The organism is Planococcus circulans (assembly GCF_020023385.1).
Taxonomy (GTDB): domain Bacteria; phylum Bacillota; class Bacilli; order Bacillales_A; family Planococcaceae; genus Planococcus.
In genome coordinates, this window is the sequence record NZ_JAIQCL010000001.1 from 341,186 (window position 1) to 364,154 (window position 22,969).

The 22,969-nt window shown below is 47.9% G+C and carries 22 protein-coding genes and 1 other annotated feature; all 22 genes read right to left on the bottom strand.

The features are described 5' to 3' along the window. Window positions 1-71 precede the first annotated feature (71 nt). The gene (gene pyrE / locus K8U60_RS01765) at window positions 72-695 is read right to left on the bottom strand and encodes an orotate phosphoribosyltransferase (RefSeq protein ID WP_223633386.1); all 624 of its coding nucleotides are present in this window, start codon (window positions 693-695) and stop codon (window positions 72-74) included. Continuing rightward, on the bottom strand, window positions 692-1,381 hold the full coding sequence (gene pyrF / locus K8U60_RS01770; RefSeq protein ID WP_223633388.1) for an orotidine-5'-phosphate decarboxylase: 690 nt from the start codon (window positions 1,379-1,381) through the stop codon (window positions 692-694). The genes pyrE and pyrF overlap by 4 nt, the downstream gene beginning before the upstream one ends. Further along, on the bottom strand, window positions 1,378-2,292 hold the full coding sequence (locus K8U60_RS01775) for a dihydroorotate dehydrogenase (protein WP_223633391.1): 915 nt from the start codon (window positions 2,290-2,292) through the stop codon (window positions 1,378-1,380). The genes pyrF and K8U60_RS01775 overlap by 4 nt, the downstream gene beginning before the upstream one ends. Next, window positions 2,289-3,056: a dihydroorotate dehydrogenase electron transfer subunit gene (locus K8U60_RS01780; protein WP_223633394.1), complete on the bottom strand. Its 768-nt coding sequence runs from the start codon at window positions 3,054-3,056 to the stop codon at window positions 2,289-2,291. Before K8U60_RS01780 ends, K8U60_RS01775 begins: the two co-directional genes overlap by 4 nt. After that, complete coding sequence (gene carB, locus K8U60_RS01785; RefSeq protein ID WP_223633403.1) at window positions 3,053-6,241, bottom strand: carbamoyl-phosphate synthase large subunit; 3,189 nt, start codon at window positions 6,239-6,241, stop codon at window positions 3,053-3,055. The genes K8U60_RS01780 and carB overlap by 4 nt, the downstream gene beginning before the upstream one ends. After that, the gene (locus K8U60_RS01790; RefSeq protein ID WP_223633406.1) at window positions 6,234-7,331 is read right to left on the bottom strand and encodes a carbamoyl phosphate synthase small subunit; all 1,098 of its coding nucleotides are present in this window, start codon (window positions 7,329-7,331) and stop codon (window positions 6,234-6,236) included. Before K8U60_RS01790 ends, carB begins: the two co-directional genes overlap by 8 nt. Continuing rightward, a complete protein-coding gene (locus tag K8U60_RS01795) occupies window positions 7,328-8,605 on the bottom strand; it encodes a dihydroorotase (RefSeq protein WP_223633409.1) in 1,278 nt (425 codons plus the stop codon). Before K8U60_RS01795 ends, K8U60_RS01790 begins: the two co-directional genes overlap by 4 nt. A 1-nt stretch (window position 8,606) precedes the next feature. Further along, complete coding sequence (locus K8U60_RS01800; protein ID WP_223633417.1) at window positions 8,607-9,476, bottom strand: aspartate carbamoyltransferase catalytic subunit; 870 nt, start codon at window positions 9,474-9,476, stop codon at window positions 8,607-8,609. Window positions 9,477-9,610: 134 nt separating this feature from the next. Continuing rightward, window positions 9,611-10,897 (bottom strand): solute carrier family 23 protein, encoded by a 1,287-nt coding sequence (locus K8U60_RS01805; RefSeq protein WP_223633419.1) that lies wholly within the window; start codon window positions 10,895-10,897, stop codon window positions 9,611-9,613. A 27-nt stretch (window positions 10,898-10,924) separates the two neighbouring features. Then, window positions 10,925-11,461, bottom strand: coding sequence for a bifunctional pyr operon transcriptional regulator/uracil phosphoribosyltransferase PyrR (gene pyrR / locus K8U60_RS01810; protein WP_317851903.1), 537 nt, complete (start codon window positions 11,459-11,461; stop codon window positions 10,925-10,927). A 194-nt stretch (window positions 11,462-11,655) separates the two neighbouring features. Beyond that, entirely contained in the window at window positions 11,656-12,567 is a 912-nt protein-coding gene (locus K8U60_RS01815; protein ID WP_223633429.1) for an RluA family pseudouridine synthase, read from the bottom strand. Continuing rightward, the gene (gene lspA / locus K8U60_RS01820) at window positions 12,567-13,043 is read right to left on the bottom strand and encodes a signal peptidase II (RefSeq protein WP_223633431.1); all 477 of its coding nucleotides are present in this window, start codon (window positions 13,041-13,043) and stop codon (window positions 12,567-12,569) included. The genes K8U60_RS01815 and lspA overlap by 1 nt, the downstream gene beginning before the upstream one ends. 127 nt (window positions 13,044-13,170) lie before the next feature. Then, a complete protein-coding gene (ileS, locus tag K8U60_RS01825) occupies window positions 13,171-15,933 on the bottom strand; it encodes an isoleucine--tRNA ligase (protein ID WP_223633433.1) in 2,763 nt (920 codons plus the stop codon). A 42-nt stretch (window positions 15,934-15,975) separates the two neighbouring features. Then, window positions 15,976-16,190, bottom strand: a binding site (T-box leader). Window positions 16,191-16,227: 37 nt separating this feature from the next. Further along, window positions 16,228-16,749: a DivIVA domain-containing protein gene (locus K8U60_RS01830; RefSeq protein ID WP_223633435.1), complete on the bottom strand. Its 522-nt coding sequence runs from the start codon at window positions 16,747-16,749 to the stop codon at window positions 16,228-16,230. 94 nt (window positions 16,750-16,843) lie between these two features. Beyond that, the gene (locus tag K8U60_RS01835; RefSeq protein WP_223633437.1) at window positions 16,844-17,629 is read right to left on the bottom strand and encodes a YlmH family RNA-binding protein; all 786 of its coding nucleotides are present in this window, start codon (window positions 17,627-17,629) and stop codon (window positions 16,844-16,846) included. 66 nt (window positions 17,630-17,695) lie between these two features. Then, window positions 17,696-17,959 (bottom strand): YggT family protein, encoded by a 264-nt coding sequence (locus K8U60_RS01840; protein ID WP_142826624.1) that lies wholly within the window; start codon window positions 17,957-17,959, stop codon window positions 17,696-17,698. 20 nt (window positions 17,960-17,979) lie between these two features. Beyond that, on the bottom strand, window positions 17,980-18,459 hold the full coding sequence (locus K8U60_RS01845) for a cell division protein SepF (RefSeq protein ID WP_223633439.1): 480 nt from the start codon (window positions 18,457-18,459) through the stop codon (window positions 17,980-17,982). Further along, on the bottom strand, window positions 18,456-19,127 hold the full coding sequence (locus K8U60_RS01850; RefSeq protein WP_223634869.1) for a YggS family pyridoxal phosphate-dependent enzyme: 672 nt from the start codon (window positions 19,125-19,127) through the stop codon (window positions 18,456-18,458). Before K8U60_RS01850 ends, K8U60_RS01845 begins: the two co-directional genes overlap by 4 nt. A 119-nt stretch (window positions 19,128-19,246) precedes the next feature. Continuing rightward, complete coding sequence (gene ftsZ / locus K8U60_RS01855) at window positions 19,247-20,440, bottom strand: cell division protein FtsZ (RefSeq protein WP_223633441.1); 1,194 nt, start codon at window positions 20,438-20,440, stop codon at window positions 19,247-19,249. A gap of 59 nt (window positions 20,441-20,499) precedes the next feature. Then, the gene (gene ftsA, locus K8U60_RS01860) at window positions 20,500-21,783 is read right to left on the bottom strand and encodes a cell division protein FtsA (RefSeq protein ID WP_223633443.1); all 1,284 of its coding nucleotides are present in this window, start codon (window positions 21,781-21,783) and stop codon (window positions 20,500-20,502) included. A gap of 102 nt (window positions 21,784-21,885) precedes the next feature. After that, the gene (locus K8U60_RS01865; protein WP_146556527.1) at window positions 21,886-22,248 is read right to left on the bottom strand and encodes a small basic family protein; all 363 of its coding nucleotides are present in this window, start codon (window positions 22,246-22,248) and stop codon (window positions 21,886-21,888) included. 2 nt (window positions 22,249-22,250) lie between these two features. Next, window positions 22,251-22,967, bottom strand: a complete 717-nt coding sequence (locus K8U60_RS01870; RefSeq protein ID WP_223633445.1) for a DUF881 domain-containing protein — start codon at window positions 22,965-22,967, stop codon at window positions 22,251-22,253. Window positions 22,968-22,969 lie beyond the last annotated feature (2 nt).

Here is a 22,969-nt window from a genome sequence, read left to right on the forward strand (position 1 = left end):
ACTCCACCTCTTCTGTCAATAGTTACAGAGAATACAAGACTTCAAAATAAAAAACCGACCAAGTGGCCGGCTTACAAAGTTCCTGTTTTTAATTTTTCATGCCAATCAGCGAGCATCGGCATATCTTCTTCACGGATCGCGCCTGTACTTAGTGCCTGTTCAACAAGTGCCGGAAAATCCGTCAGTGTATGGAAAGTGTACCCTGCTTCCGCAATCGCATTAATCGACTGCGGCAAATCATAGGTGAAGATCGCTACAATGCCCAGCACTTCAAAGCCTGCTGCTTCGAGTGCCTGTGCCGCTTGCAGCACCGAGCCGCCTTTAGAGATCAGGTCTTCCACGACCACCACTTTTTTGCCCGGCTCAACTTTGCCTTCGATCATATTCGTCTGGCCATGCTCTTTCGCTTTGGAACGGACATAGACCATCGGCAATTCAAGCAGATCGCTGACCCATGCAGCATGAGGAATACCTGCTGTCGCCGTTCCAGCAACCACCTGGCATTCAGGATAGGATTCTTTGATTGTTTCCGCTAATCCAGCGGCAATATCTCTACGTACAGCCGGATAAGACATCGTCAGGCGATTATCGCAGTAGATCGGCGATTTGACACCGGAAGCCCAAGTAAATGGATCCTGCGGGCGCAGCTCCACCGCTCCGATGGATAATAAATGGTTCGCAATTTCATTTTTCAAGATTGTCCACTCCATTCTGCTGAAATCTGGTCATAGCTCTCTGATGGGGTTGCAGACTTCGTAATGGCTCGTCCTACGACAATATGGCTGGCGCCTTTTACACGAGCTTCTGCAGGCGTTGCCACCCGTTTCTGATCATCAGCTGAAACTTCTGCTGGACGTATGCCGGGCGTAACACATAGGAAGTCCGATCCGCAGACTTTCGTTATAGCCTCAGCTTCAAGCACTGAACAGACCACGCCGTCCAAACCTGCCTGCATGGCCCGCTTCGCGTAATGCAGCACCGATTCTTCAAGGCTGACATAAACGAGCTGATCTTCATGCATTTCGTCTTCGCCCGTTGAAGTTAATTGCGTTACAGCGATGAGTTTCGTATCGCTGCCCGCTAACCCGCGTTTAGCCGCTTTCATCATTTCCAGCCCTCCTGCAGCATGGACGTTGACCATATCCACACCCAGTTTGGACAAGCCGCGCATAGCGGATTCGACCGTATTCGGGATATCGTGCAGTTTCAGATCCAGAAAAATTTCATGTCCCTGCGACTTAATGGAACGGACCAGTTCCGGCCCTTCCTGGAAATAAAGCTCCATGCCCACCTTCACGAAAAGCGGCTCAGAAAACTGTCCCAGAAATTCCTCTACTTGTTCCTTTGATGCAAAATCCAATGCGATAATGGGTTTATTCACAGACGATGGCTCCTTCCGACAAGTTCTTCAACTGAATCAAATCCAAGTTCATGCAAGCGTTCCGGCAGTTGGCCGATGATTTCGGGACAGACAAAAGGATTGACGAAATTGGCTGTTCCGACTGCCACGGCGCTGGCGCCTGCCGACAGGAAGTCGATGACATCGTCTACATTGGTGACGCCGCCCATGCCGATGATCGGCAATTTGGTGTGCTGGCTGACTTCGTAGACCATCCGCAAGGCTACCGGCTTGATGGCGGGACCCGACAGGCCGCCTGTAATGTTGGCGATGACCGGGCGTCCGGTTTTGGTGGCCATCCGCATGCCAAGCAGTGTATTGATCATGGTGATGCCGTCCGCTCCGCCTTCCTCGACCGCCTTGGCGATTGAAACGATGTCCGTGACATTCGGCGACAATTTGATATAGACAGGCACTGACGAAACTTCCTTCACCGCCCGTGTCAACTCGCGGGCAACGTCGGGATCTGTTCCGAAGGTGATGCCCCCGAGCTTAACGTTCGGACAGGAAATGTTGATTTCCAGTGCATGGACATTCGGAGCCTGCGAAATGGCTTTCGCAACTTCCACATAATCTTCGGTCGTTGTGCCCGCCACATTGGCGATGATCGGCACGTCGTATTTCTCGAGCCAAGGCAATTCCTGCCCCGCCACTTTTTCAAGGCCTGGGTTCTGCAGGCCGATGGCGTTCAACATACCGGATGCCGTTTCTGCTACGCGCGGCGTCGGGTTGCCGAGCCGCGTTTCAACCGTCGTCGCTTTGATCATGATGGCGCCGAGCTGCGACAGGTCGTACAGCTGCGCATATTCTTTGCCGAAACCGAAGCAGCCGGATGCCGGCATGATTGGATTCTTTAACTTGAGTCCTGGAAGTTTAACTGTTAAGTCTGTCATGAAATCACCACTCCTGCTGGAAATACCGGTCCATCTGAACATACCTTGATGTAATCCGTTTCGCTTTTCGTTGTCCGGCAGACACATGCAAAGCATGCCCCGATGCCGCAGCCCATCCGCTGTTCATAGGACAGAAAGCCTTTTTTCTGTGGATAAGCCCATTGCACCGCTTCAAGCATCGCCGTCGGTCCACAGCTGTAATACGTATCGAAATCACTCGGCAGTTCGTTGAGGATATGCGTTACGAAGCCCTGCGTGCCATGGGAACCGTCGACTGTGGCGATGTGCGTGTCGCCGAGTGCCCGGAACTTCTCTTCATAAAAGACCGCCTGCTTGCTTTCAAATCCTAAGATATGGACGGTTTCAATGCCGCGTGCGTTCAATTGCTTTGCAAGTTCATACAGCGGCGGCACACCGATCCCTCCACCGATCAAATAGGCTTTTTTCTGTGCCTCTTCAACCGGAAAGCCATGGCCGAGCGGCCCAAGAACATCCAGCGTGTCGCCTGGCTTCTTTTCTGAAAGCAGCCCTGTTCCCCGGCCTTCTGCCCGGTAGATCATCGTGAATTGAGAAGCTTCCAAGTCAATGGATGCTACGGAGATTGGACGGCGCAGCAACGGCTCAAAGCTGTCTGCCACACGGATATGGACAAATTGCCCCGGCTCCGACATTTCATCGGCCAGTCCGCCTTGTACCGTCAGTTCAAAGATCTGCTTGGCGATTTCCTGCTGTTTGATGACTTGCATGCGTTCTTGTTTAATCATACGCCAGCCCCCATTTCCTCCGCTGAGAAGGTCATTGATTCGATGACGCGCAGCATCGCTTCTGCCGTATCCAGTGAAGTCAGGCAAGGAATGCCGTTTTCGACAGATTCGCGGCGAATGCGGAAACCGTCCCGCTGCGGCTGCTTGCCTCTCGTCAAGGTATTGATGACGAGTTGCGTATCGCCGTTTTGGATGACATCCAGCAGGGTTTTGCCTTCCGAACCGATTTTGCCGACCGGTGCAACGACAATGCCTGCTTCTTCGAAGGCTTTGGCTGTTCCGCCGGTCGCCATGATCTGATAGCCGATCGCTTTAAAGCGTTTCGCTAAACCAACTGCTTCTTCTTTATCTTTATCCGCTACCGTCAACAGCACAGTACCGTGATCTTTGACTTCCATACCAGCTGCTGCGAGGCCTTTATACAAAGCCTTTTCAAGCGTAGTGTCTTTGCCCATGACTTCTCCGGTGGATTTCATTTCCGGCCCGAGCGTGATGTCGACACGGCGAAGCTTCGCGAATGAGAAGACCGGCACTTTGACGAAGACGCCTTTTGAAATTGGTGCAAGGCCTGGTGTAAAGCCCTGCTCGACGATGCTTTGGCCCAAAATCGCTTTTGTTGCGATATTGGCCATCGGGATAGATGTGATTTTGCTCATGAATGGCACGGTCCGGCTTGAGCGCGGATTAACTTCAATCACGTAAACTTCACCTTTGGAAATGACGTACTGGATATTCAGCAAACCGATGATGTTCAGCCCTTTTGCCAGGCGCGTCGTGTAATCGACCAGCGTATCCAATAATTCGGTCGAAATGTTCTGCGTCGGATAGACCGCAATCGAATCCCCCGAATGGACGCCTGCGCGCTCTATATGCTCCATGATGCCCGGAATCAGCACATTTTCCCCGTCCGAAATGGCATCCACTTCGATTTCAATGCCTGTCAGGTAGCGGTCGACTAGCACCGGATGCTCCGGACTCGCTTCTACTGCATGTTCCATATAATGTTTCAGATCATCTTCATTGTAGACGATTTCCATTGCGCGCCCACCGAGTACGTAAGAAGGGCGGACCAATACCGGATAGCCGATATCAGCTGCGATGATGATCGCTTCTTCTGCGTTGACAGCCGTTTTCCCTAAGGGTTGTGGAATGCCGATCTCGTGCAGTGCCGCTTCGAATTTGTTGCGGTTTTCAGCCCGGTCCGTATCTTCCAGGGAAGTCCCCAGAATTTTGACGCCGTTCTGTTCCAATTTCTCAGCCAGGTTGATAGCTGTCTGTCCACCGAATTGGACGACGACGCCTTTTGGCTGCTCCAGGTCGACAATGTGCATGACATCTTCGATTGTCAAAGGCTCGAAATACAACTTGTCTGATATCGAGAAATCCGTTGAGACGGTTTCCGGATTGTTGTTGACGATGATCGCTTCGTATCCTGCTTCTTTGATTGCCCAGACCGAATGCACGGTTGCGTAGTCGAATTCCACTCCTTGGCCGATGCGGATCGGGCCCGAGCCAAGTACGATGACCGATTCTTTGTCTGTTTTCACTGATTCGTTTTCATCTTCATACGTGCCGTAGAAATAAGGAGTTTCGGATTCAAACTCTGCAGCGCACGTATCAACCATCTTATAGACCGGCATTAATTTGTTTTCCTTGCGCCAGTTGTAAACTTCCTGCTCGGTCGTATTCCACAATTTCGCGATCGTCCGGTCTGCAAAGCCCAGACGTTTCGCGCGTTTGGCTGTATCGTAATCGAAAGCTGCATTTTTCAATACTTCTTCATATTTGACGATGTTTTCGAATTTTTTCAGGAAGAATAAATCGATTTGGCTCCATTCGTTGATGGTTTCAATCGTCACACCGCGGCGCAGCGCTTCCCCGATAAAGAACAGACGCTCATCTCCTGCGCGGCAGATTCGTTTCTGTATCCATTCATCGCTCATGGCATCAGCGTTTTTCAGCTCCAGGTGGAATTGGCCCGTTTCCAGTGAACGCACCGCTTTCAGGATCGATTCCTCGAACGTGCGGCCCATGGCCATCACTTCGCCCGTCGCTTTCATCTGTGTTCCCAAATTGCGTTTTGCTGCTTCGAATTTATCGAACGGCCAGCGCGGAATCTTTGTTACGACATAGTCCAGTGCCGGTTCGAATGCCGCGTAGGTCCGGCCGGTGACCGGGTTCATCATTTCATCCAATGTCAGGCCGACTGCAATTTTTGCAGCCAGTTTGGCGATCGGGTAGCCCGTCGCTTTGGAAGCCAGTGCAGAGGATCGGCTGACACGCGGATTCACTTCAATGATGTAGTAGTTGAAGCTGAATGGGTCGAGTGCCAGCTGTACGTTGCAGCCGCCTTCAATTTTCAACGCGCGGATGATTTTCAACGACACATTGCGCAGCATCTGGTATTCACGGTCCGACAAGGTCTGGCTTGGCGCCACGACAATCGAATCACCCGTATGAATGCCGACCGGATCAATATTTTCCATGTTACAGACGACAATCGCCGTATCGTTCTTATCGCGCATCACTTCGTACTCGATTTCCTTGAAACCGGCAATTGATTTTTCCAGCAGGCATTGTGTGACCGGGCTGTATTTCAGGCCACTGGCGACGATTTCCTTCAATTCTTCGTAATTGTGGCAGATACCGCCGCCGGTGCCGCCTAAGGTGAAGGCCGGGCGGACGATGACCGGATACCCGACGCGTGCGATGAAATTCTCCGCTTCTGTCATGTTGTGGATAATATCTGAATCCGGAACCGGTTCCCCGAGTTCGTTCATCAAAGTTCTGAACAAGTCACGGTCTTCTGCTTTGTGGATCGCTTCGAGCTTCGTCCCTAAGATTTCGATATTCAATTCGTCCAAAATGCCCGATTCGTCGAGTTCAATCGCCATGTTCAGCCCTGTCTGGCCGCCCAGTGTCGGCAGCAATGCATCCGGACGCTCTTTGCGGAGGATGCGGCTGACGAATTCAAGCGTAATCGGTTCAATATAGACTTTATCTGCAATTTCGGTGTCCGTCATGATGGTCGCCGGATTCGAGTTGATGAGGATGACACGGTAGCCTTCTTCCTTCAATGCCAAGCAGGCTTGTGTGCCTGCATAGTCGAACTCTGCTGCTTGCCCGATGACGATAGGTCCGGATCCGATTACGAGTATACTTTGAATATCTTGTCTTTTAGGCATGTTGTTGCTCCTTTCGAGTTGCGTTCATAACTTCAATAAAGCGGTCGAATAAGTAGTTCGAGTCTTCCGGGCCCGGTGAGGATTCCGGATGGTATTGAACGGTGAAAGCTGCATAATCCAAATGCGCCAGCCCTTCGTTCGTTCCATCGTTCAATGCACTGTGCGTCACTTTCAGACGTGTGCCCTGCAATGTTTCTTCATCCACCGCATAGCCATGGTTCTGGGAAGTGATTTCAATTCTTCCCGTGCTTAGATCACGGACCGGGTGGTTGCCGCCCCGGTGGCCGAACTTCAGCTTGAAAGTATCTGCTCCGCAGGCTCTTGCGAATAATTGGTGGCCAAGGCAGATACCGAAAATCGGAACTTCTCCAAGCAACTCGCGAACCACTTCCACACATTCTTCCACATCTTTTGGATCTCCAGGGCCGTTTGACAGCATGACGCCGTCCGGTCCCCACGCCAGTATTTCTTTAGAAGAGGTGTTATATGGTACAACGATCACATCGCAGTCCCGGTTGTTGAGCTCACGCAGGATGCCGTGCTTCATGCCATAATCGATCAGTACCACCCGTTTGCCGCGTCCTGGGCTAGGATAAGGGCGTGCTGTTGAAACCTGCGCCACCTGATTTCTTGGCAATACTGTCGCCTGCAGCGTGTTGACGACTTCTTCGACTTGTACGTCCTCTCCTGCTGCAGTCAAAACGCCTTTGATGGCACCTTTTGAGCGGATCAGGCGCGTTAATTTCCGCGTATCGATACCTGAGATTCCAGGAATGCCCTTGATTTTGAAGAGTTCATCGAGCGTAGCATTATTTCTAAAATTGGATGGGAACTCGGCGATTTCACGCACGACCATTCCTTTAACTGCCGGTTCGATCGATTCGAAATCATCGCTGTTGATGCCGTAATTGCCGATCAGCGGATAAGTCATCGTGACAATCTGCCCACAATAAGAAGGATCTGACAAAATTTCCTGGTAGCCGGTCATACTGGTATTAAAAACGATTTCCCCTACTGAAGCCCCTTCGCCTCCGAATGCTGTTCCTTCAAATACTGTCCCGTCTTCTAAGATCAAATAACGTTTCATCAATTTGTCTCCTCCTGCCATACGATTTCTCCACCAAAAATGGTCATTACCGGCCATCCTGTGCAATTCCAGCCGTCGAATGGTGTGTTTTTGCCTTTAGATAAAAATGAGTCTGCCTGGATGGCCTGCTCTTTTTCCAGATCCAACAGGACCAGATCAGCTGTTTGGCCAGGTTCCACTAAGCCATACGGCAAGTTGAAGGTTTCGCTCGGTTTGATGGTCAGCCAGTCGATCAATTGCTGCAGACTCCATGTACCGGTTTCAACAAATTTGCTGTAAAGAAGCGGAAAGGCTGTTTCAAATCCGACAATCCCGAACATCGATCCGTTCATGCCGTTGGTTTTCTCTGCCGCTGTGTGAGGAGCATGGTCCGTTGCAATAAAGTCCAGCGTGCCGTCCAGCAAGCCTTCATGCAGTGCTTGCCAGTCTTCCTTGGCGCGGAGCGGTGGGTTCATCTTGTAGTTTGCGTCATCCGCTGGAATATCGTCTTCTGTCAACAGCAGATGGTGCGGCGTCACTTCAGCCGTAACGTGAACTCCCGCACGTTTTGCATCGCGGATCACACGGACCGATTCTTTCGTACTGACGTGGCAGACATGGTAATGTGCGCCTGCTGCTTCCGCAAGCAGGATGTCGCGTGCGATATGCACCGATTCTGCAATCGAAGGAATCCCTTTCAACCCAAGTTCTTTACTGCGCTTGCCGTCGTGCATGACACCGTCGTAGATCAGGCTGTTGTCTTCGCAATGGGCAACGACCGGCATGTCGATTTTCGCTGCGTCCTGCATCGTTTCGTACATCATGCCTGCCTCTTGGATGCCGACACCGTCATCGGTGAAAGCGAAAGCTCCATTTTCTTTCAACTCCTGCAAGTTTGTGCGTTCTTTCCCTGCTTCCCGGATGGTGATGGAAGCGTACGGCAAAACCCGGATAAGCGCATTTTTTTCGATCAATCCGTTGACCAGCTGCAGATTTTCTTTCGTATCGGGCACAGGGCGCGTGTTCGGCATGGCACAAATCGTGGTGAAGCCGCCTTTTGCTGCTGACTTTGTCCCGCTTTCGATCGTTTCTTTCTGCTCGCCGCCCGGTTCACGCAAATGGACGTGGACATCCACAAATCCTGGTGCGATCATCCGGCCTTTGCCGTCGATTTCCGTTTCGCTGTTCACTTTCAGGTCTTTCCCGATTTCGGCGATCTTGCCGTCTGAAATGCGGATATTGGTTGGAGCAAGTTCTCCGTTTTGCAGCATGTTTACGTTTTTAATGAATAAATTCAATTCAATCTCTCCCTTTCAATGCGTATTCAAGTACTGCCATCCGGACAAAAACTCCGTTAGCCATTTGTTTGAAAATTCGTGAGCGCTCACATTCAACCAGGCAGTCTGCAATTTCCACACCGCGATTGATCGGCGCCGGGTGCATGATGATGGCCCCGTCTTTCATCCTTTTCTCCCGCTCAATCGTCAAGCCGTACTGCTCATGGTAATTGTCTTTCGAAAACAGGGCCGATACCGCATGCCGTTCATGCTGGACCCGGAGCATCATCACCACATCCGTCTTTTCGATAAAGTCATCCAGGTGTTCCGAAGATTCGTACTCTCCGCTCCATTCCGCTGGACAGATAAATGTCACTTCCGCACCCAATTGCTGGAGCGCAGCTGCATTTGATTTCGCTACTCGGCTGTGCGCGATATCCCCGACGATCGTGACGTGTATGCCTTCGATCTGGCCGAACTCCTGATAGATTGTCATCAGATCCAGCAAGGATTGTGTCGGATGCTGTCCCGATCCATCTCCACCGTTGATGACCGCTACATTACACCCTTCAAGCTGCTGGTAATATTCCTCTTCTTCGTGGCGGATGATGACGGCGTTCACGCCGATGGCTTCCATCGTTTTGACCGTGTCGTACAGCGTCTCGCCTTTCAGGATGCTGGAAAAGGCGGTTTCAAATGGCAGTACAGCCAGCCCCATTTTGTGTTCGGCCATCTCAAAACTCATTTTGGTCCGCGTGCTCGGTTCGAAGAACAGATTGACGACTGTACCATCGATTAGTGTTTTTTCCCCGCGCTGAAATTCTCCAGCCCGCTCCAATAAGCTCATGATCGTATTATTTTCCAAATTGTTCATGGATAGTAAGTTCGGCAAAATCATCTCATCCTTTCATCCCTCAGACAAAAAAACACCTTCCCAGAGGCAGGAAGGTGTGAGGAAAAAAGGGTAGCGTACTCCCCCATTCTTCAACCCTTTCCATGCCTCTCTGGACATTCATTAAAAGGTGATTATTCAGTTCCGTCGTCTAATTCATCTTTATTGAGTCCCGGCAACACCAGGTTCAACACCACTCCGACAATCGCGGCCAGCGCCATTCCTTCTATAGAGAAGGATTCGCTGAACTCCAGCTTGGCTCCGCCGATTCCGATGACCAGGATAACTGACGAGATCACCAAGTTGCGGTTATTGCCGAAGTTGATGTTATTGTCCACCAGCATGCGCAGTCCGGAAGAAGCGATGATCCCGAACAGCAGGATGGAAATCCCACCAAGGACCGCCGTTGGAATCGTCTCGATGACTGCCATCAATTTTCCAAAGAAGGAAAAAGCGATGGCGAACACTGCCGCTCCAAGGATGACATAGACTGAGAATACTTTCGTAATGGCCAGAACACCGATGTTTTCACCATATGTGGTCTTTGGCGGACCGCCGACCAGTGAAGAAATGAAAGTTCCGATGCCATCACCCAGGATCGAGCGATGCAAGCCCGGATCTTTTATGTAATTTCGATCTACGATTTTGCCGAGTACCAGCTGATGTCCGATATGTTCAGAAATTGTGACGATGGCGATGGGAACCATGACGAACAGCAGAGTTGGGGTAACCTGGAAGGAATAATCCACTCCTGGAATCAGAAACTCCGGTACAGCGAACCAGCTTGCTTCGCCGATTGCTGTAAAGTCGATGATGCCGATGGCTGCTGAGTATGCATAGCCCACGATAATACCGATCAGGATGGGCATCAATGAGATGATGTTCTTGAAATAGATGTTGCAGATGATCGCTGTCAGCAGCGTGACGATGGCTGCTGAGAAGTGCATCAGGCTGTATTCAGAACCATTCGCGGTCGGAACGTTCATGGCCATATCCACTGCTGTCCCGGATAAAGCAAGTCCGATGACGATGATGACAGGCCCCACCACAATCGGTGGAAGCAGCTTCATGAGCCACCTGTAACCTGTTTTCCAGATGATCAGCGCGACGATGGCGTAGACCGCTGAGACGAACATCGCGCCGATCATCGCCGATCCGATGCCGCCGGTTTCAGTGGCGATGGTAATCGGTACGATAAAGGCGAAAGAAGATCCCAAATACGCTGGTACTTTAAATTGGGTGATGATGATGAAGATGATGGTGGCGATTCCGCTTGTCAATAATGCAATCGCCGGGCTCAAGCCCACCAGCTGCGGCACTAAGATCGTCGCTCCAAACATCGCGAACATATGCTGCAGGCTTAATGAAATCCATTGCCCGGTTTTCGGTTTATCATGTACATCTAAAATGGCTTCGCTCAATTTCCGTTCTCCCCTGTCTCTATCTCTCTATTCGTGGATGGCTACCCGGTCTACCTGGTCGCTTTCGACCATTTGTACAACAATCCGTTCATCGCTTGAAGTCGGAATGTTTTTTCCGACAAAATCCGCTCGGATCGGCAACTCCCGATGGCCCCGGTCAATCAACACTGCCAGCTGAATCTGTGACGGCCTGCCTAGATCCATGACCGCGTCCATCGCTGCCCTTACTGTCCGCCCTGTATAAAGCACATCATCCACCAGGATGACTTTTTTATCGAGTATGCTGTGTTCGATGTCCACTTGCTGGACCAGCGGCTCCTGGTTTTTCGTTTTGATGCTTAAATCATCCCGGTAAAGGGTGATGTCCAGTTCGCCTTTCATAATCGGGCGCCCTTCGATCTTCTCTATTTTTTCCGCCAGGCGTTTTGCGATAAAAGCTCCCCGTGTCTTGATGCCGACCAGTATGCATTCATCGACGCCTTTGTTGCGTTCGATGATTTCGTGTGCAATCCGTGTAATGGCTCTGCTAATTGCCTGTTCATCCAGAATATCCGCTTTTTCCACCATGAGATCCGCTCCTTTTTTGCAAATAAAAAACCTCTTGCCCGAGAGGCAAGAGGATAGATGCGCAGAAAATTCCAGCACGGAAGACAGACTTCCGGCTTGCGTAAATACCTTCTCAGCCTCTCTGGACTGTTATTAAAGGTGTTCATTATTCGATTCGTTTTTTCAAGTATAAAGAAAGGTAACCGGGTTTGTCAATCCTTGTCGCGAAGAGATTCCAGAAGTTCTGCAAATTCAGCCGGCGGCTCTACAGAATACTCCATGTATTCGTTCGTTTTCGGATGAATAAATCCAATCACTTCCGCATGCAAAGCCTGTCCACCGACGTCCATCGTTTTTTTCGGTCCGTATTTCGGATCGCCGACAAGCGGATAGCCGATATACTTCATGTGGACACGGATTTGATGGGTTCTTCCTGTTTCCAGGCGGCATTCCACCAGCGTGAAGTTCCCAAATCGTTCCAATACACGGAAATGCGTCACTGCGTGCTTTCCTTTGTCGACGATTGCCATGTTCTGGCGTTCTTTTGGATCGCGTGCAATCGGCGCCTGAATCGTTCCTTTATCGTGAGGAATATGGCCGTGTACAAGTGCTACGTATTTACGGGTTACGGTCTTTTTCACCAATTGATCGACCAATGATGTGTGTGAAGCGTCATTCTTCGCGACCATCAATAAGCCGGATGTATCTTTATCGATTCGGTGGACGATGCCAGGGCGTACCACACCATTGATCCCGGAAAGATCCTTGCAATGATGCATCAAGCCGTTCACCAATGTCCCTTTGGCATGTCCTGGAGCTGGATGTACAACCATCCCTTTCGGTTTGTTGACTACAAGGACATCTTCGTCTTCATAGACAATCTCCAAATTCAAATCTTCCGGCACGACATCCAACTCTACAAGTTCTGGAGGCGTAACAACGATGATATCCTGCAAGCGGACTTTATAATTCGGCTTTACGGTAATGCCATTGACTTTCACTGCGCCTTCTTTGACCCAGTTGGCGATCTGTGAACGCGACCAGTCTTCATCTATTGATGACACGGCTTTATCTACTCGTTCGCCGGTCATTTCTTCTGTAATTTCAATCGTTAAATCTTCCATTAAGACACCTTTTTCTTTTGTTGTTTTTCGTCATAAATAATATAGATAATCATCAATACGACACCGATCGTCAAAGCGGCATCTGCAACATTAAATATCGGGAAATCATAATTGATCACTGGAATCAGCACATCGACAAAATCGACGACTTCTCCGCGCAGCATCCGGTCGATGAAATTGCCGACCGCTCCGCCTAAAAGAACCATTAAACTCAGTTGGAACAAAGGCTGCCCTTTCGCATGTTTATGAAAATAATAAAGAATTCCGATGATGACAGCCACGGTGATGATAGCAAACAGCCACATCTGTCCCTCCAGCATTCCCCAGGCAGCACCACGGTTGCGGTGTGAAAGCCATCCGATGTAAGGGTCGATGACCGAAATCCTTTCACCAATTTCCATATTTTTAAGAACCAGCCATTTAGTCCATTGGTCTAATGCGATTATCAATAACGCAATTCCATAATAAATAAACATCCGTATCCTCCGTCAATTCAGCAGTCAATCTATTTTAACACAATGTCAGCAAAAAAAGTAAAGGTCTGAAAAACCGGCTACCCGATTCCCCAGACCTTTTCTATGTTTTAACATTTTCAGCTTTAAATTAAGCGTATTGTGTTTCTATCACGCTTGCACAGCGAGGGCATAATGCTGGATGTGCTTCACTTTGGCCAATTTCTTCGGAAATCGTCCAGCAGCGCTCACATTTTTCGCCTTCAGCTTTTTCAACTGTCACTGAAACTTCGTTCAGCTTCACCGCATAGTCAGGAGCCAGATCTTGTGTACCGCCGTATTCGTATTTTGATACGATAAACAATTGAGCCAGGTTCTCATCAGTTGAAGCGAGCAGTCTCGCCAGCTCTTCATTGCCGTATACAGTCACTTTAGCTTCCAGTGATTTCCCGATGGTTTTAGCTGCACGCGCTTCTTCCAATGCCTTCAGGACATCGTCACGGACATCCATGAAACGGCTCCATTTCTCATCAAGACCTTCAAACGCCGGGTTCGAAACCGCTTCTGGGAAGTCAGTCAACTGAACACTTTCTTCTTCGACAAAGCTTAAGTATGACCACAATTCGTCAGCTGTATGCGGAATGATCGGTGCAGACAGCTTAAGGATGGCCATCAAGGAATCGAACATGACTGTCTGCATGGCACGGCGATGCGGATGATCTGCGCTTTCGATATAAACGACATCTTTCGCCACGTCCAGATAGAAGGAGCTTAAATCATTGGCACAATAATTGTTCAAAGCATGATAGATGCTAGAGAATTCGTAGGTTTCATACGCCTTGCGTACTGTTTCCACCATCTTCTGCAATTTCATCGCCATATACTGGTCCATTTCGCGCATATCTTCAAATGCGACGCGATGCTCTTGTTCATTGAAATCTGACAAATTGCCATGAATGAATTTCAGCGTGTTGCGGATTTTACGGTAAACTTCTGAAACCTGCTTGAAGTTTTCGTCAGAAACGCGCACATCCGCCGTGTAATCCACTGAAGAAACCCATAGGCGGAGAATATCCGCTCCCATTTGGTTCATCACTTTCGAAGGCACAATCACATTGCCTAATGATTTACTCATCTTGCGGCCATTGCCGTCGAGCGTAAAGCCGTGGCTCAAGATCCCTTTATAAGGTGCGATGCCATTGATTGCGACACTTGTCGTCAACGAAGAGTTGAACCAGCCGCGGTATTGGTCAGATCCTTCCAAGTAAAGGTCTGCCGGGTACTGCAAATCTTCGCGTTCCACAAGTACGCCTTGGTGAGATGATCCTGAATCGAACCAAACATCCATGATATCCATCTCTTTTGTGAACAGGCCATTCGGGCTGCTCGGATGGGTGAATCCTGGAGGCAATAATTCTGCTGCCGGACGTTCAAACCAGATATTCGAACCGTTTTCACGGAACAAGTCTGCAATGTGCGCAATCGTTTCTTCAGTGATGACCGGATCGCCATTTTCAGCGTAGAATACTGGAATCGGAACGCCCCATACGCGCTGACGTGAGATATTCCAATCTCCCCGGTCACGCAGCATATTGAACAGGCGTGTTTCGCCCCATGCCGGTGTAAACGAAGTTTCTTTGATGGCTTTCAGGATCTGGTCGCGGAAAGCATCGATCGATACAAACCATTGAGCCGTTGCACGGTAGATGACCGGCTTTTTCGTCCGCCAGTCATGCGGATACGAGTGTGTGATAAACGAAAGGTTTTCAAGAGCGCCGGCATTATCCAACGCTTCCGTGATGGATTTATTGGCTTTGTCATAGAATTCGCCTTCGAATCCAGGTGCTTCGTCTGTCATGACTCCGCGCTCATCCACTGGACAAAGAACATCCAAACCGTATTTCTTGCCGATCAGGAAGTCATCTTCACCATGGCCGGGTGCCGTATGGACACAGCCTGTACCGGAATCAGTCGTTACATGGTCGCCGAGCATGACTAGAGACGTCCGGTCATATAATGGATGCTTCGCAAGGATATGTTCCATTTCAGCACCTTTTAATACGCGGACGACTTCGAAATCTGTCCAGCCCAATTGCTCGGCAACTTCTTTCAATAATTCCTGTGCAATGATATACAGCGAGCCGTTTACGGAAACTTCCGCATAATCCAATTTTTCATGTACAGAAATTCCTAGGTTCGCAGGGATTGTCCAAGGTGTAGTTGTCCAGATTACCAATTTCGTTCCTTCTGCTAAAACGCCTTTGCCGTCAGTGACAGGGAAAGACACATAGATCGAAGGAGATTTTTTATCATGGTATTCGATTTCAGCTTCTGCAAGTGAAGATTCACTTGATGGGGACCAGTAAACCGGCTTTAACCCTTTGTAGATATAGCCTTTATTGGCCATTTTGCCGAACACTTCAATTTGGCGTGCTTCATATGCCGGTTTCAACGTCACGTAAGGATTTTCCCAATCGCCGCGGACACCGATGCGTTTGAATTGCGAACGCTGGCTATCGATTTGCTGATAGGCATATTCTTCACATAATTTACGGAATTCCGCCAGTGACATTTCTTTGCGGTTTACGCCTTTGTTCGTCAAGGCCTGTTCAATCGGCAATCCGTGTGTATCCCAGCCCGGAACGTATGGCGCATGGAAGCCCATCATAGAACGAGAGCGGACGATCATATCTTTTAATACTTTGTTTAGTGCATGGCCCATATGCAGATCACCGTTCGCATACGGAGGTCCGTCATGAAGAACGAAGAAAGGACGTCCTGCTGTACGATCCAGCACTTTCTTATAGATATCCATCTCTTCCCATTTCTGTTGCATTTCCGGTTCCCGGTTCGGCAAATTGCCGCGCATCGGAAAATCTGTTTTCGGCATCAATAATGTATCTTTGTATTCCATTTCCATTCCTCCTGTAGGCATAATAAAAAGCCCCCATCCCTGGAAAGGGACGAGAAGCTTAGACTCGCGGTACCACCCTTGTTGCAGCCAGATAGCTGCCACTCGATCACCGTAACGTGGCGTAGACGGAATTGGATACTGTCGTTCACCAATTCTGCTCAAGAGTGATTTTCGTCTATGCGTCCGTGCCAGGCTTCCACTGTTCCTGGTTCGCTTTACCGTCCTGCATAGCATACTGTCTCTGTCAGCGCGTTTTTTTGTATGTCGTAATTATAGAAGCAGAAAGTCTCAGAGTCAAGAGTTCGACTCTTCTTTGTCCTTCTCGATCTTCTCTAGATTCTGTGTATCGATATCGTATTCCAAAAGCGTCTCCCAATCATCTGTTTCGATTAAATCCAACTGGGCTTCGACAAGCATTTTAAAGCGGTTTTTAAAGATGCGTGACTGCTTCTTCAACTCTTCGATTTCTGTTGCGATGCGGCGTGCTTTTGTCAATGATTCATTGACGATGCGATCAGCATTTTTCTCAGCTTCCTTGATGATCAACTCCGCCTCTTTCTGTGAGTTGCGGCGAACTTCTTCTGAAGCTTCCTGAGCCACAAAAATCGATTTCTGCAAGGTCGATTCAATTGTATTGAAATGGCCAACACGCTCATCAGTTGTTTTTAGGCGTTCTTCAAGCGCTGCCTTGTCTTTCAGTAGAATTTCATAATCTCTCATGATCTGTTCCAGGAATTCATTTACTTCATCTTCCTGATATCCTCGGAATGCTCGGCTGAATTCTTTGTTATGTATATCTAACGGGGATAATGGCATTGAGTAAACCTCTCCTTAACTTGTCATCTTATCTTCCTATTATACAGTTCATGGCTCGAAATTTCAGTATTATTTCGTATTTTTTACAAGCCGCCTACTTTTTCGCTTCCAGGCGGCCTATCTGCAGGCGAACTTTGTCCTTTTTGGTCCGTCCTTCAATCATGATCAATCGTACACGGCCATAGCCCCGTGAAGAAATCATATCCGATTCGTGCAGCTCAAACGATGGCTGCTCCTGAAGGGTCCAGTTAACTTTCACTTTGCCTCCATGAATCAATGCGGATGCTTTTTGACGGCAAATATTATATACCGAGCTCATCACTGTATCCAGTCTCATCGAGCTGACCGTGTACGACTCTTCTATCCATTCCTCGCTGGTCTCGATCAAGTGTTCCGCATCTGCCACTTCATTCAATTGAACTTTCACTTTTGCAGCGCTGACAAAATTACTTTGCAGATAAGGGCTGATTTCATTCATGACAGCCAGTTGGACACGCTCATTGTCGATGCGGATGTCCCCGAACTTGCTGCGGTCCAGTCCAAGGGACATCAAAGAGCCCAGGATGTCCGGATGGCGCAGATTGACAAACTTTGATGGGTATTTCAATTCGAAAACGGTCATGTTGAAATCTTCCTCTTCCGGTTCAAAGTAAGACGGATACAATAATACCCGCTGTCTTTCCGCATCTTTGAATAGTCCTGAAGACATCATCTTCACTTCACTAGAGCCCACCACTGCTTCCACAATAAAACGCTGGCGCGGATCGAGGAAATCCGTCAGCTTCGGTGAATAGCGGTCTTCCACTTCCCGAAGCCACCCTGATACTTGTTCGATAAATTGCTGCTCTTCTTTTCTGAAATGCTGAAATATCTCTTCCATACAAATGCTCCTTCATGTGTGATCAGTTCTTCAAGAAAAAAACCTCACATCACGTGAGGTTTTGAGTTAAATGAGATAACCAGCCAATACAACGATACCTTGGCTTGCTAAGCTTAATGTGAAGATTGCAACAATCGGTGAAATATCAATCATGCCGATCGGCGGAATAAAACGTCTGAAGATATCCAGATACGGATCTGTAATTTTGGAGATCATTTGTCCGAAGCTCGATTCTTTGATACTCGGCACCCAGCTCATGAAGACACTGACTATCAAGATATAAAAATAAATATTAATGGCCGAAAGTAATAGATTCACAAGAACTATCATATTATTTTATGGCACCCCTCTTATTGTTGATCATCGTAGTAATAATCTGAAATGGCGCCATCCACTTCAACAGTGTCTGGTACGCATAGGAAGATGTCAGTTCCAATACGTTGAATATCTCCGCCAAGGGCGTAAACTGTTCCACTTAAAAAGTCGATGATCCGAAGTCCCTGATCTTTTTCGATGCGCTGCAGGTTAACAACTACAGCCTGTTTGCTTTTCAGACTTTCTGCGATATCCTGCGCTTCCGCGTAGACTCTAGGCTCTGCCAAGCTGACTTTTGAAGATTTTGCCGCACTTTGCAAACTGACTAAATTAGGCACAATGGTCTCCTCCACTTTCTGGCGCCGTTCTTTCGGTGTTTTTTTCGGCTCTTGCATTGCAGCCGGCTTTTCATACCGCGGTGCTGGTTTTTGTTGTGGTACAGGCTGCTCCTGTACGCGTTCTTCTTCGTATTCATCTAAATAAAAGAAATTTTTGAATTTGTTTTTCATGCTCATGGCTTTGCCTCACTTTCCGACCCGACTAACGCTGTTCCAATCCGAACAAAACTTGCCCCTTCCTGAGCAGCGATTAAGTAATCATTGGACATGCCCATGGAGCATTCTGTACATGGTGCATGGGTCCAGTGTTTCTCTGATACTTGGAGTTGGAGTAATTTTAATCCTTTGAACGCTTCACGAATAATGCGTTCATCTTCTGTATTCGGTGCCATCGTCATCAATCCGACTACCTGGATTTTATCATAAGCTTCCAGCGATTTGATGAACTCCATTGTTTCATCAGGTGCAATCCCGCTTTTAGACTCTTCGCCGGAAACATTCACCTGCACAAAACAGTTCACTTGCCGGTTTGCCCGTTTCTGAATTTCCTTCGCCAGACTTAAACGGTCCAAGGAATGTAAATAATCAATTTCATTGATGACGTCTTTTACTTTTCTGGTTTGCAGATTACCGATATAATGCCAGGACACATCTTCGTCAATCGCTTCAAGTTTCTGCGCCAATCCTTCCGGACGGTTCTCCCCCAAGTGGCGGATTCCAGCTTGGATCGCTTCTTTCGTACGTTCTACACCAACTTGTTTGGTGACAGCAATCACTTGTATGTTATCCTTCACAGCATTCAACTGCTCGGTGATCTCTTCAAATACCGGTTTAATGGGTTTAATGGGTTTCATGCATTCACAACTTTTCTATAGAAGTCCAATATATTGTATCAAGTTTTGGCTGATTTATCAATTAAGCCCTATCCTAAAAAAAACAGCTGCCCAACCGGCAGCTGTTCGGATTAACGTCTCTTTTGACGATTACGTAAAAACGTCGGGATGTCCAATGCATCGTCGTTATTTTTTTCTTGTCTTTGTGGTTCCTGGTTGTAGTAAGGCGGCTGTTCTTCACGGCGCTGCTCGTCGCGGCGTTGGTCTTCACGGCGTGCATCACGGATTGAAGGCGCTGGAGCCTGTTGTTGAATCGACTGCACACGGCTTGAATTCAATCCAGATCCTCTAGGCGTTCTTGGTTGAAGCTGCTCCTCATTGAAGCCAGTAGCAATTACCGTAACGATGATTTCATCTTTGAGGTTATCATTGATGACTGAACCGAAAATCATATTCACTTCTTCATCTGAAGCTGAAGCTACGATATCAGCTGCTTCCTGAACTTCATAAAGGCTTAGGTTTGAACCACCTGTAATATTCATCAGGACACCTTTTGCTCCATCAACTGAAACTTCAAGCAATGGGCTTGATACAGCTTTTTTAGCAGCTTCTGAAGCGCGATTTTCTCCTGAAGAAACTCCGATTCCCATTAATGCAGAACCTTTATTCGACATGATTGTTTTTACATCGGCAAAATCCAGATTGATCAATCCAGGAACGGCGATCAAATCGGAAATACCGGAAACACCTTGGCGAAGAACATTATCCGCTTCACGGAATGCTTCAAGCATCGGTGTATTTTTGTCGACGATTTCAAGTAAACGATCATTCGGAATGACGATCAATGTATCCACTGATTCTTTCATCGTAGAAATACCGCCGATTGCCTGAGTTGAACGTTTGCGGCCTTCAAATGTAAATGGACGCGTAACTACGCCTACAGTCAAAGCACCAAGCTCTTTAGCGATTCCAGCAATAACCGGTGCTGCACCAGTTCCTGTACCGCCGCCCATTCCTGCTGTAACGAAAACCATATCCGCTCCACGAAGAGCTTCCTCGATTTGTTCTTTGCTTTCTTCAGCTGCTTTTTTCCCTACGTCAGGGTTAGCACCGGCACCAAGTCCACGTGTCAATTTCCCACCGATTTGAAGGCGCACTTCTGCTTTGGACAGGTTCAAAGCCTGTGCATCCGTATTTACTGCAATAAATTCTACCCCTTGGACTCCATGTTCGATCATGCGGTTAACAGCATTATTTCCGCCGCCGCCTACACCGATAACTTTAATTACGGCCAGTGCGTCAATATTTGTATCAAATTCCAACATTCTTTTTCCTCCTAAAATTGCTCAGCTTTTATAGTTGCAAGCTAGATACAATGTTGATTTTATTCAAAGAATCGATCAAACATCTTCTTGGCTTTAGTTACGACACCTTCAGAATTTTGTTTTGGCTGCTTTTGCTTCTTAGGTTGCTGTATTTCCTGATGCTCAATTTTCGCATTTCCTGATACAGCTGCACCATTTCCAACACGGCCATAGAAGACATCTTCCATGTATGCATATTGAATCAGGCCAACTGCCGTCGTGTACTGAGGTTCCCGGACGCCGATAAATTCTGGTGTGAATAGACGAACACGCGTCTGCAGGATATTCCGTGCAAGTTCAGGAAGTCCATCCAATTTAGCCATACCACCGGTTAAAACGACTCCTCCTGGAAGGTCTTGGACACCTAAACGGTAAAACTCATCTAAAATCAGTTCGAAGAGTTCTTCCAGGCGAACTCCGATTATTTCAGATATGTATTTTTGGTTATATTGTTCTGTTGAATCCGAACCAATGACAGGAACTTCAAAGACTTCATCTTCTGAAGCATCCTCAAAAAATGCATGGCCATGTTCAAGTTTGATTTTTTCAGCTTGATCTGTCGGTGTCTTTAAAATGATGGACAAATCTTTTGTAACGTGGTCGCCTCCAACCGGAATTACGGAAGAAGCGGTCAAGTGGCCGTCTTGGAAGATGGCAATAGAAGTAGAACCTCCACCGATATCGATACACGCCGTGCCATGATTTTTCTCGTCTTCAGTTAATGCGTAACTTCCTGCAGCAAGTGGCTGGACGTAAATATCACGTATTTCAAGCCCTGCTCTCTCCACACAGCGGAGTACGTTATGCAGAATCGTTTTTGAAGTTGTCACCATTGTACCATCCATTTCGAGACGGATACCAATCATGCCCCGTGGATCTTTGATTTCGCCTAAATGATCGACCACGTACTGTTCAGGAATGATATTGACCAATTCCCGTTCCGGTGGAATCGACATGACTTGAGCCGCTTCCAATACACGATCCAAATCGTCATCGGTAATTTCCCGGTTTTCACTGTTCACTGCTACGATTCCTTTAACAGGCTGCAGCACTGCTTTGTTCGCTGGAATTCCAAGCACAACTTCATGGATGGATTTACCGATCATGCGCTCTGCTTGATCGACTGCTTTTTTAATGGACTGCACCGTTGCATCTATGTCAACAATCGCACCTTTTTTAATCCCATTAGATTTTACATTTCCGACGCCGATTACATTCAGCGACTTGTTGGCCATTTCCCCGATTAAAACTTTAACGGATGACGAACCGATATCTAGACTAACGTATAATTCTGATTGACTCAATTCGTGGCACCTCCTTATTAAACTGCTGTACTTATATTCTATTGTATATCATGCACCTTGTCTAAGAAAATCGCAAAACTTAGAAAAATTTCCTTCAATTGTTCAAATAGTCTCTCTAACTTCTTTCTTTTCAGCCCATTTCGCCAAAATGATGCGTCGAATGACGGCAATGTTCTGGAATAGCCGTACACCGAATGCGAAAATTGCAGCCAAGTATAAATCTACTCCTAAATGGACACCAAGAAAAGCAAGGCCGGCCGCCAACGCGATGTTGAAGAAAAAGCCGGAGACAAATACTTTATCGTCATAGACTTGCTGCAAATGAGCCCGAATCCCTCCGAAAAGGGTATCGAGTGATGCCAATACGGCTATCGACAGGTAATTGGCATATTCCGGCGGAATTTGAATATCTGTGAGAAGCCCTAGCGATATTCCGAGTATTAAACCTAAAATGGACAGCCACATCGCTATTCCCCCTCTGATGCCTGTAAATAATTGGTGTCTATCGTGCCGTCGTATGCTTCGATGATCAGATCATCTTTTGGCTCTGAAACCGTTAACGTCAAGTTATCGATGTAAAAGTCATCCAGAATACGGGACGCTAATAAATGATTATACAGCTTTTCTGAGTCTTCCATCGACTCAGAGATGATTTTTATGGAAAATGGTGGTGTATCCACCGGTTTTGTATTGACGGTCGTTTGGCCATTGATATCCCGTATCGCGGTTGTATTGATGATTCGTTTACCGTCAATGGAAACATACAAGCCATTATAACGATTGATTTCGTTGACCAAACGAATAAGCAGATCCGGTGAAATCCCTTCAATCTCAAGTCCCATCGCAACCGCTTCCATCGAAGGTTCGACAAAAACTTCAATTCCAGGCCCTGCCGTCTCCGTCAAACCTGCTGCACTTCTCAGCTCGCCGGCGGTTTCACGCAAGGCTTGTTCGGGGCTGGCATCTGCAGTTGCTTTGTATTTGTTCAATGTATCGTCAAGTGACTCGATTTCCGACAACAATTGAGAATGAAGCTGCTTTTCCCTCGCCAGTTCCTGCCTAATCTCCCAAACATCCCGTGTATCCCGGATATCGGGTTCATTGATCGTGTTATATTGAATAGCCGTCATCAAGCCTATGACAAACATAATCACCGTAAATCGGGTAAGAATCCTTTTCTTCATGC

Bases quoted from the DNA above. Each gene is read 5' to 3' on its own strand.
- K8U60_RS01775 (WP_223633391.1), bottom strand. From the start codon at position 2,292: ATGACAGACTTAACAGTTAAACTTCCAGGACTCAAGTTAAAGAATCCA.
- K8U60_RS01780 (WP_223633394.1), bottom strand. From the start codon at position 3,056: ATGATTAAACAAGAACGCATGCAAGTCATCAAACAGCAGGAAATCGCC.
- carB (WP_223633403.1), bottom strand. From the start codon at position 6,241: ATGCCTAAAAGACAAGATATTCAAAGTATACTCGTAATCGGATCCGGA.
- K8U60_RS01815 (WP_223633429.1), bottom strand. From the start codon at position 12,567: ATGGAAGATTTAACGATTGAAATTACAGAAGAAATGACCGGCGAACGA.
- lspA (WP_223633431.1), bottom strand. From the start codon at position 13,043: ATGTTTATTTATTATGGAATTGCGTTATTGATAATCGCATTAGACCAA.
- ileS (WP_223633433.1), bottom strand. From the start codon at position 15,933: ATGGAATACAAAGATACATTATTGATGCCGAAAACAGATTTTCCGATG.
- K8U60_RS01830 (WP_223633435.1), bottom strand. From the start codon at position 16,749: ATGCCATTATCCCCGTTAGATATACATAACAAAGAATTCAGCCGAGCA.
- K8U60_RS01835 (WP_223633437.1), bottom strand. From the start codon at position 17,629: ATGGAAGAGATATTTCAGCATTTCAGAAAAGAAGAGCAGCAATTTATC.
- K8U60_RS01840 (WP_142826624.1), bottom strand. From the start codon at position 17,959: ATGATAGTTCTTGTGAATCTATTACTTTCGGCCATTAATATTTATTTT.
- K8U60_RS01845 (WP_223633439.1), bottom strand. From the start codon at position 18,459: ATGAGCATGAAAAACAAATTCAAAAATTTCTTTTATTTAGATGAATAC.
- ftsZ (WP_223633441.1), bottom strand. From the start codon at position 20,440: ATGTTGGAATTTGATACAAATATTGACGCACTGGCCGTAATTAAAGTT.
- K8U60_RS01865 (WP_146556527.1), bottom strand. From the start codon at position 22,248: ATGTGGCTGTCCATTTTAGGTTTAATACTCGGAATATCGCTAGGGCTT.
- K8U60_RS01870 (WP_223633445.1), bottom strand. From the start codon at position 22,967: ATGAAGAAAAGGATTCTTACCCGATTTACGGTGATTATGTTTGTCATA.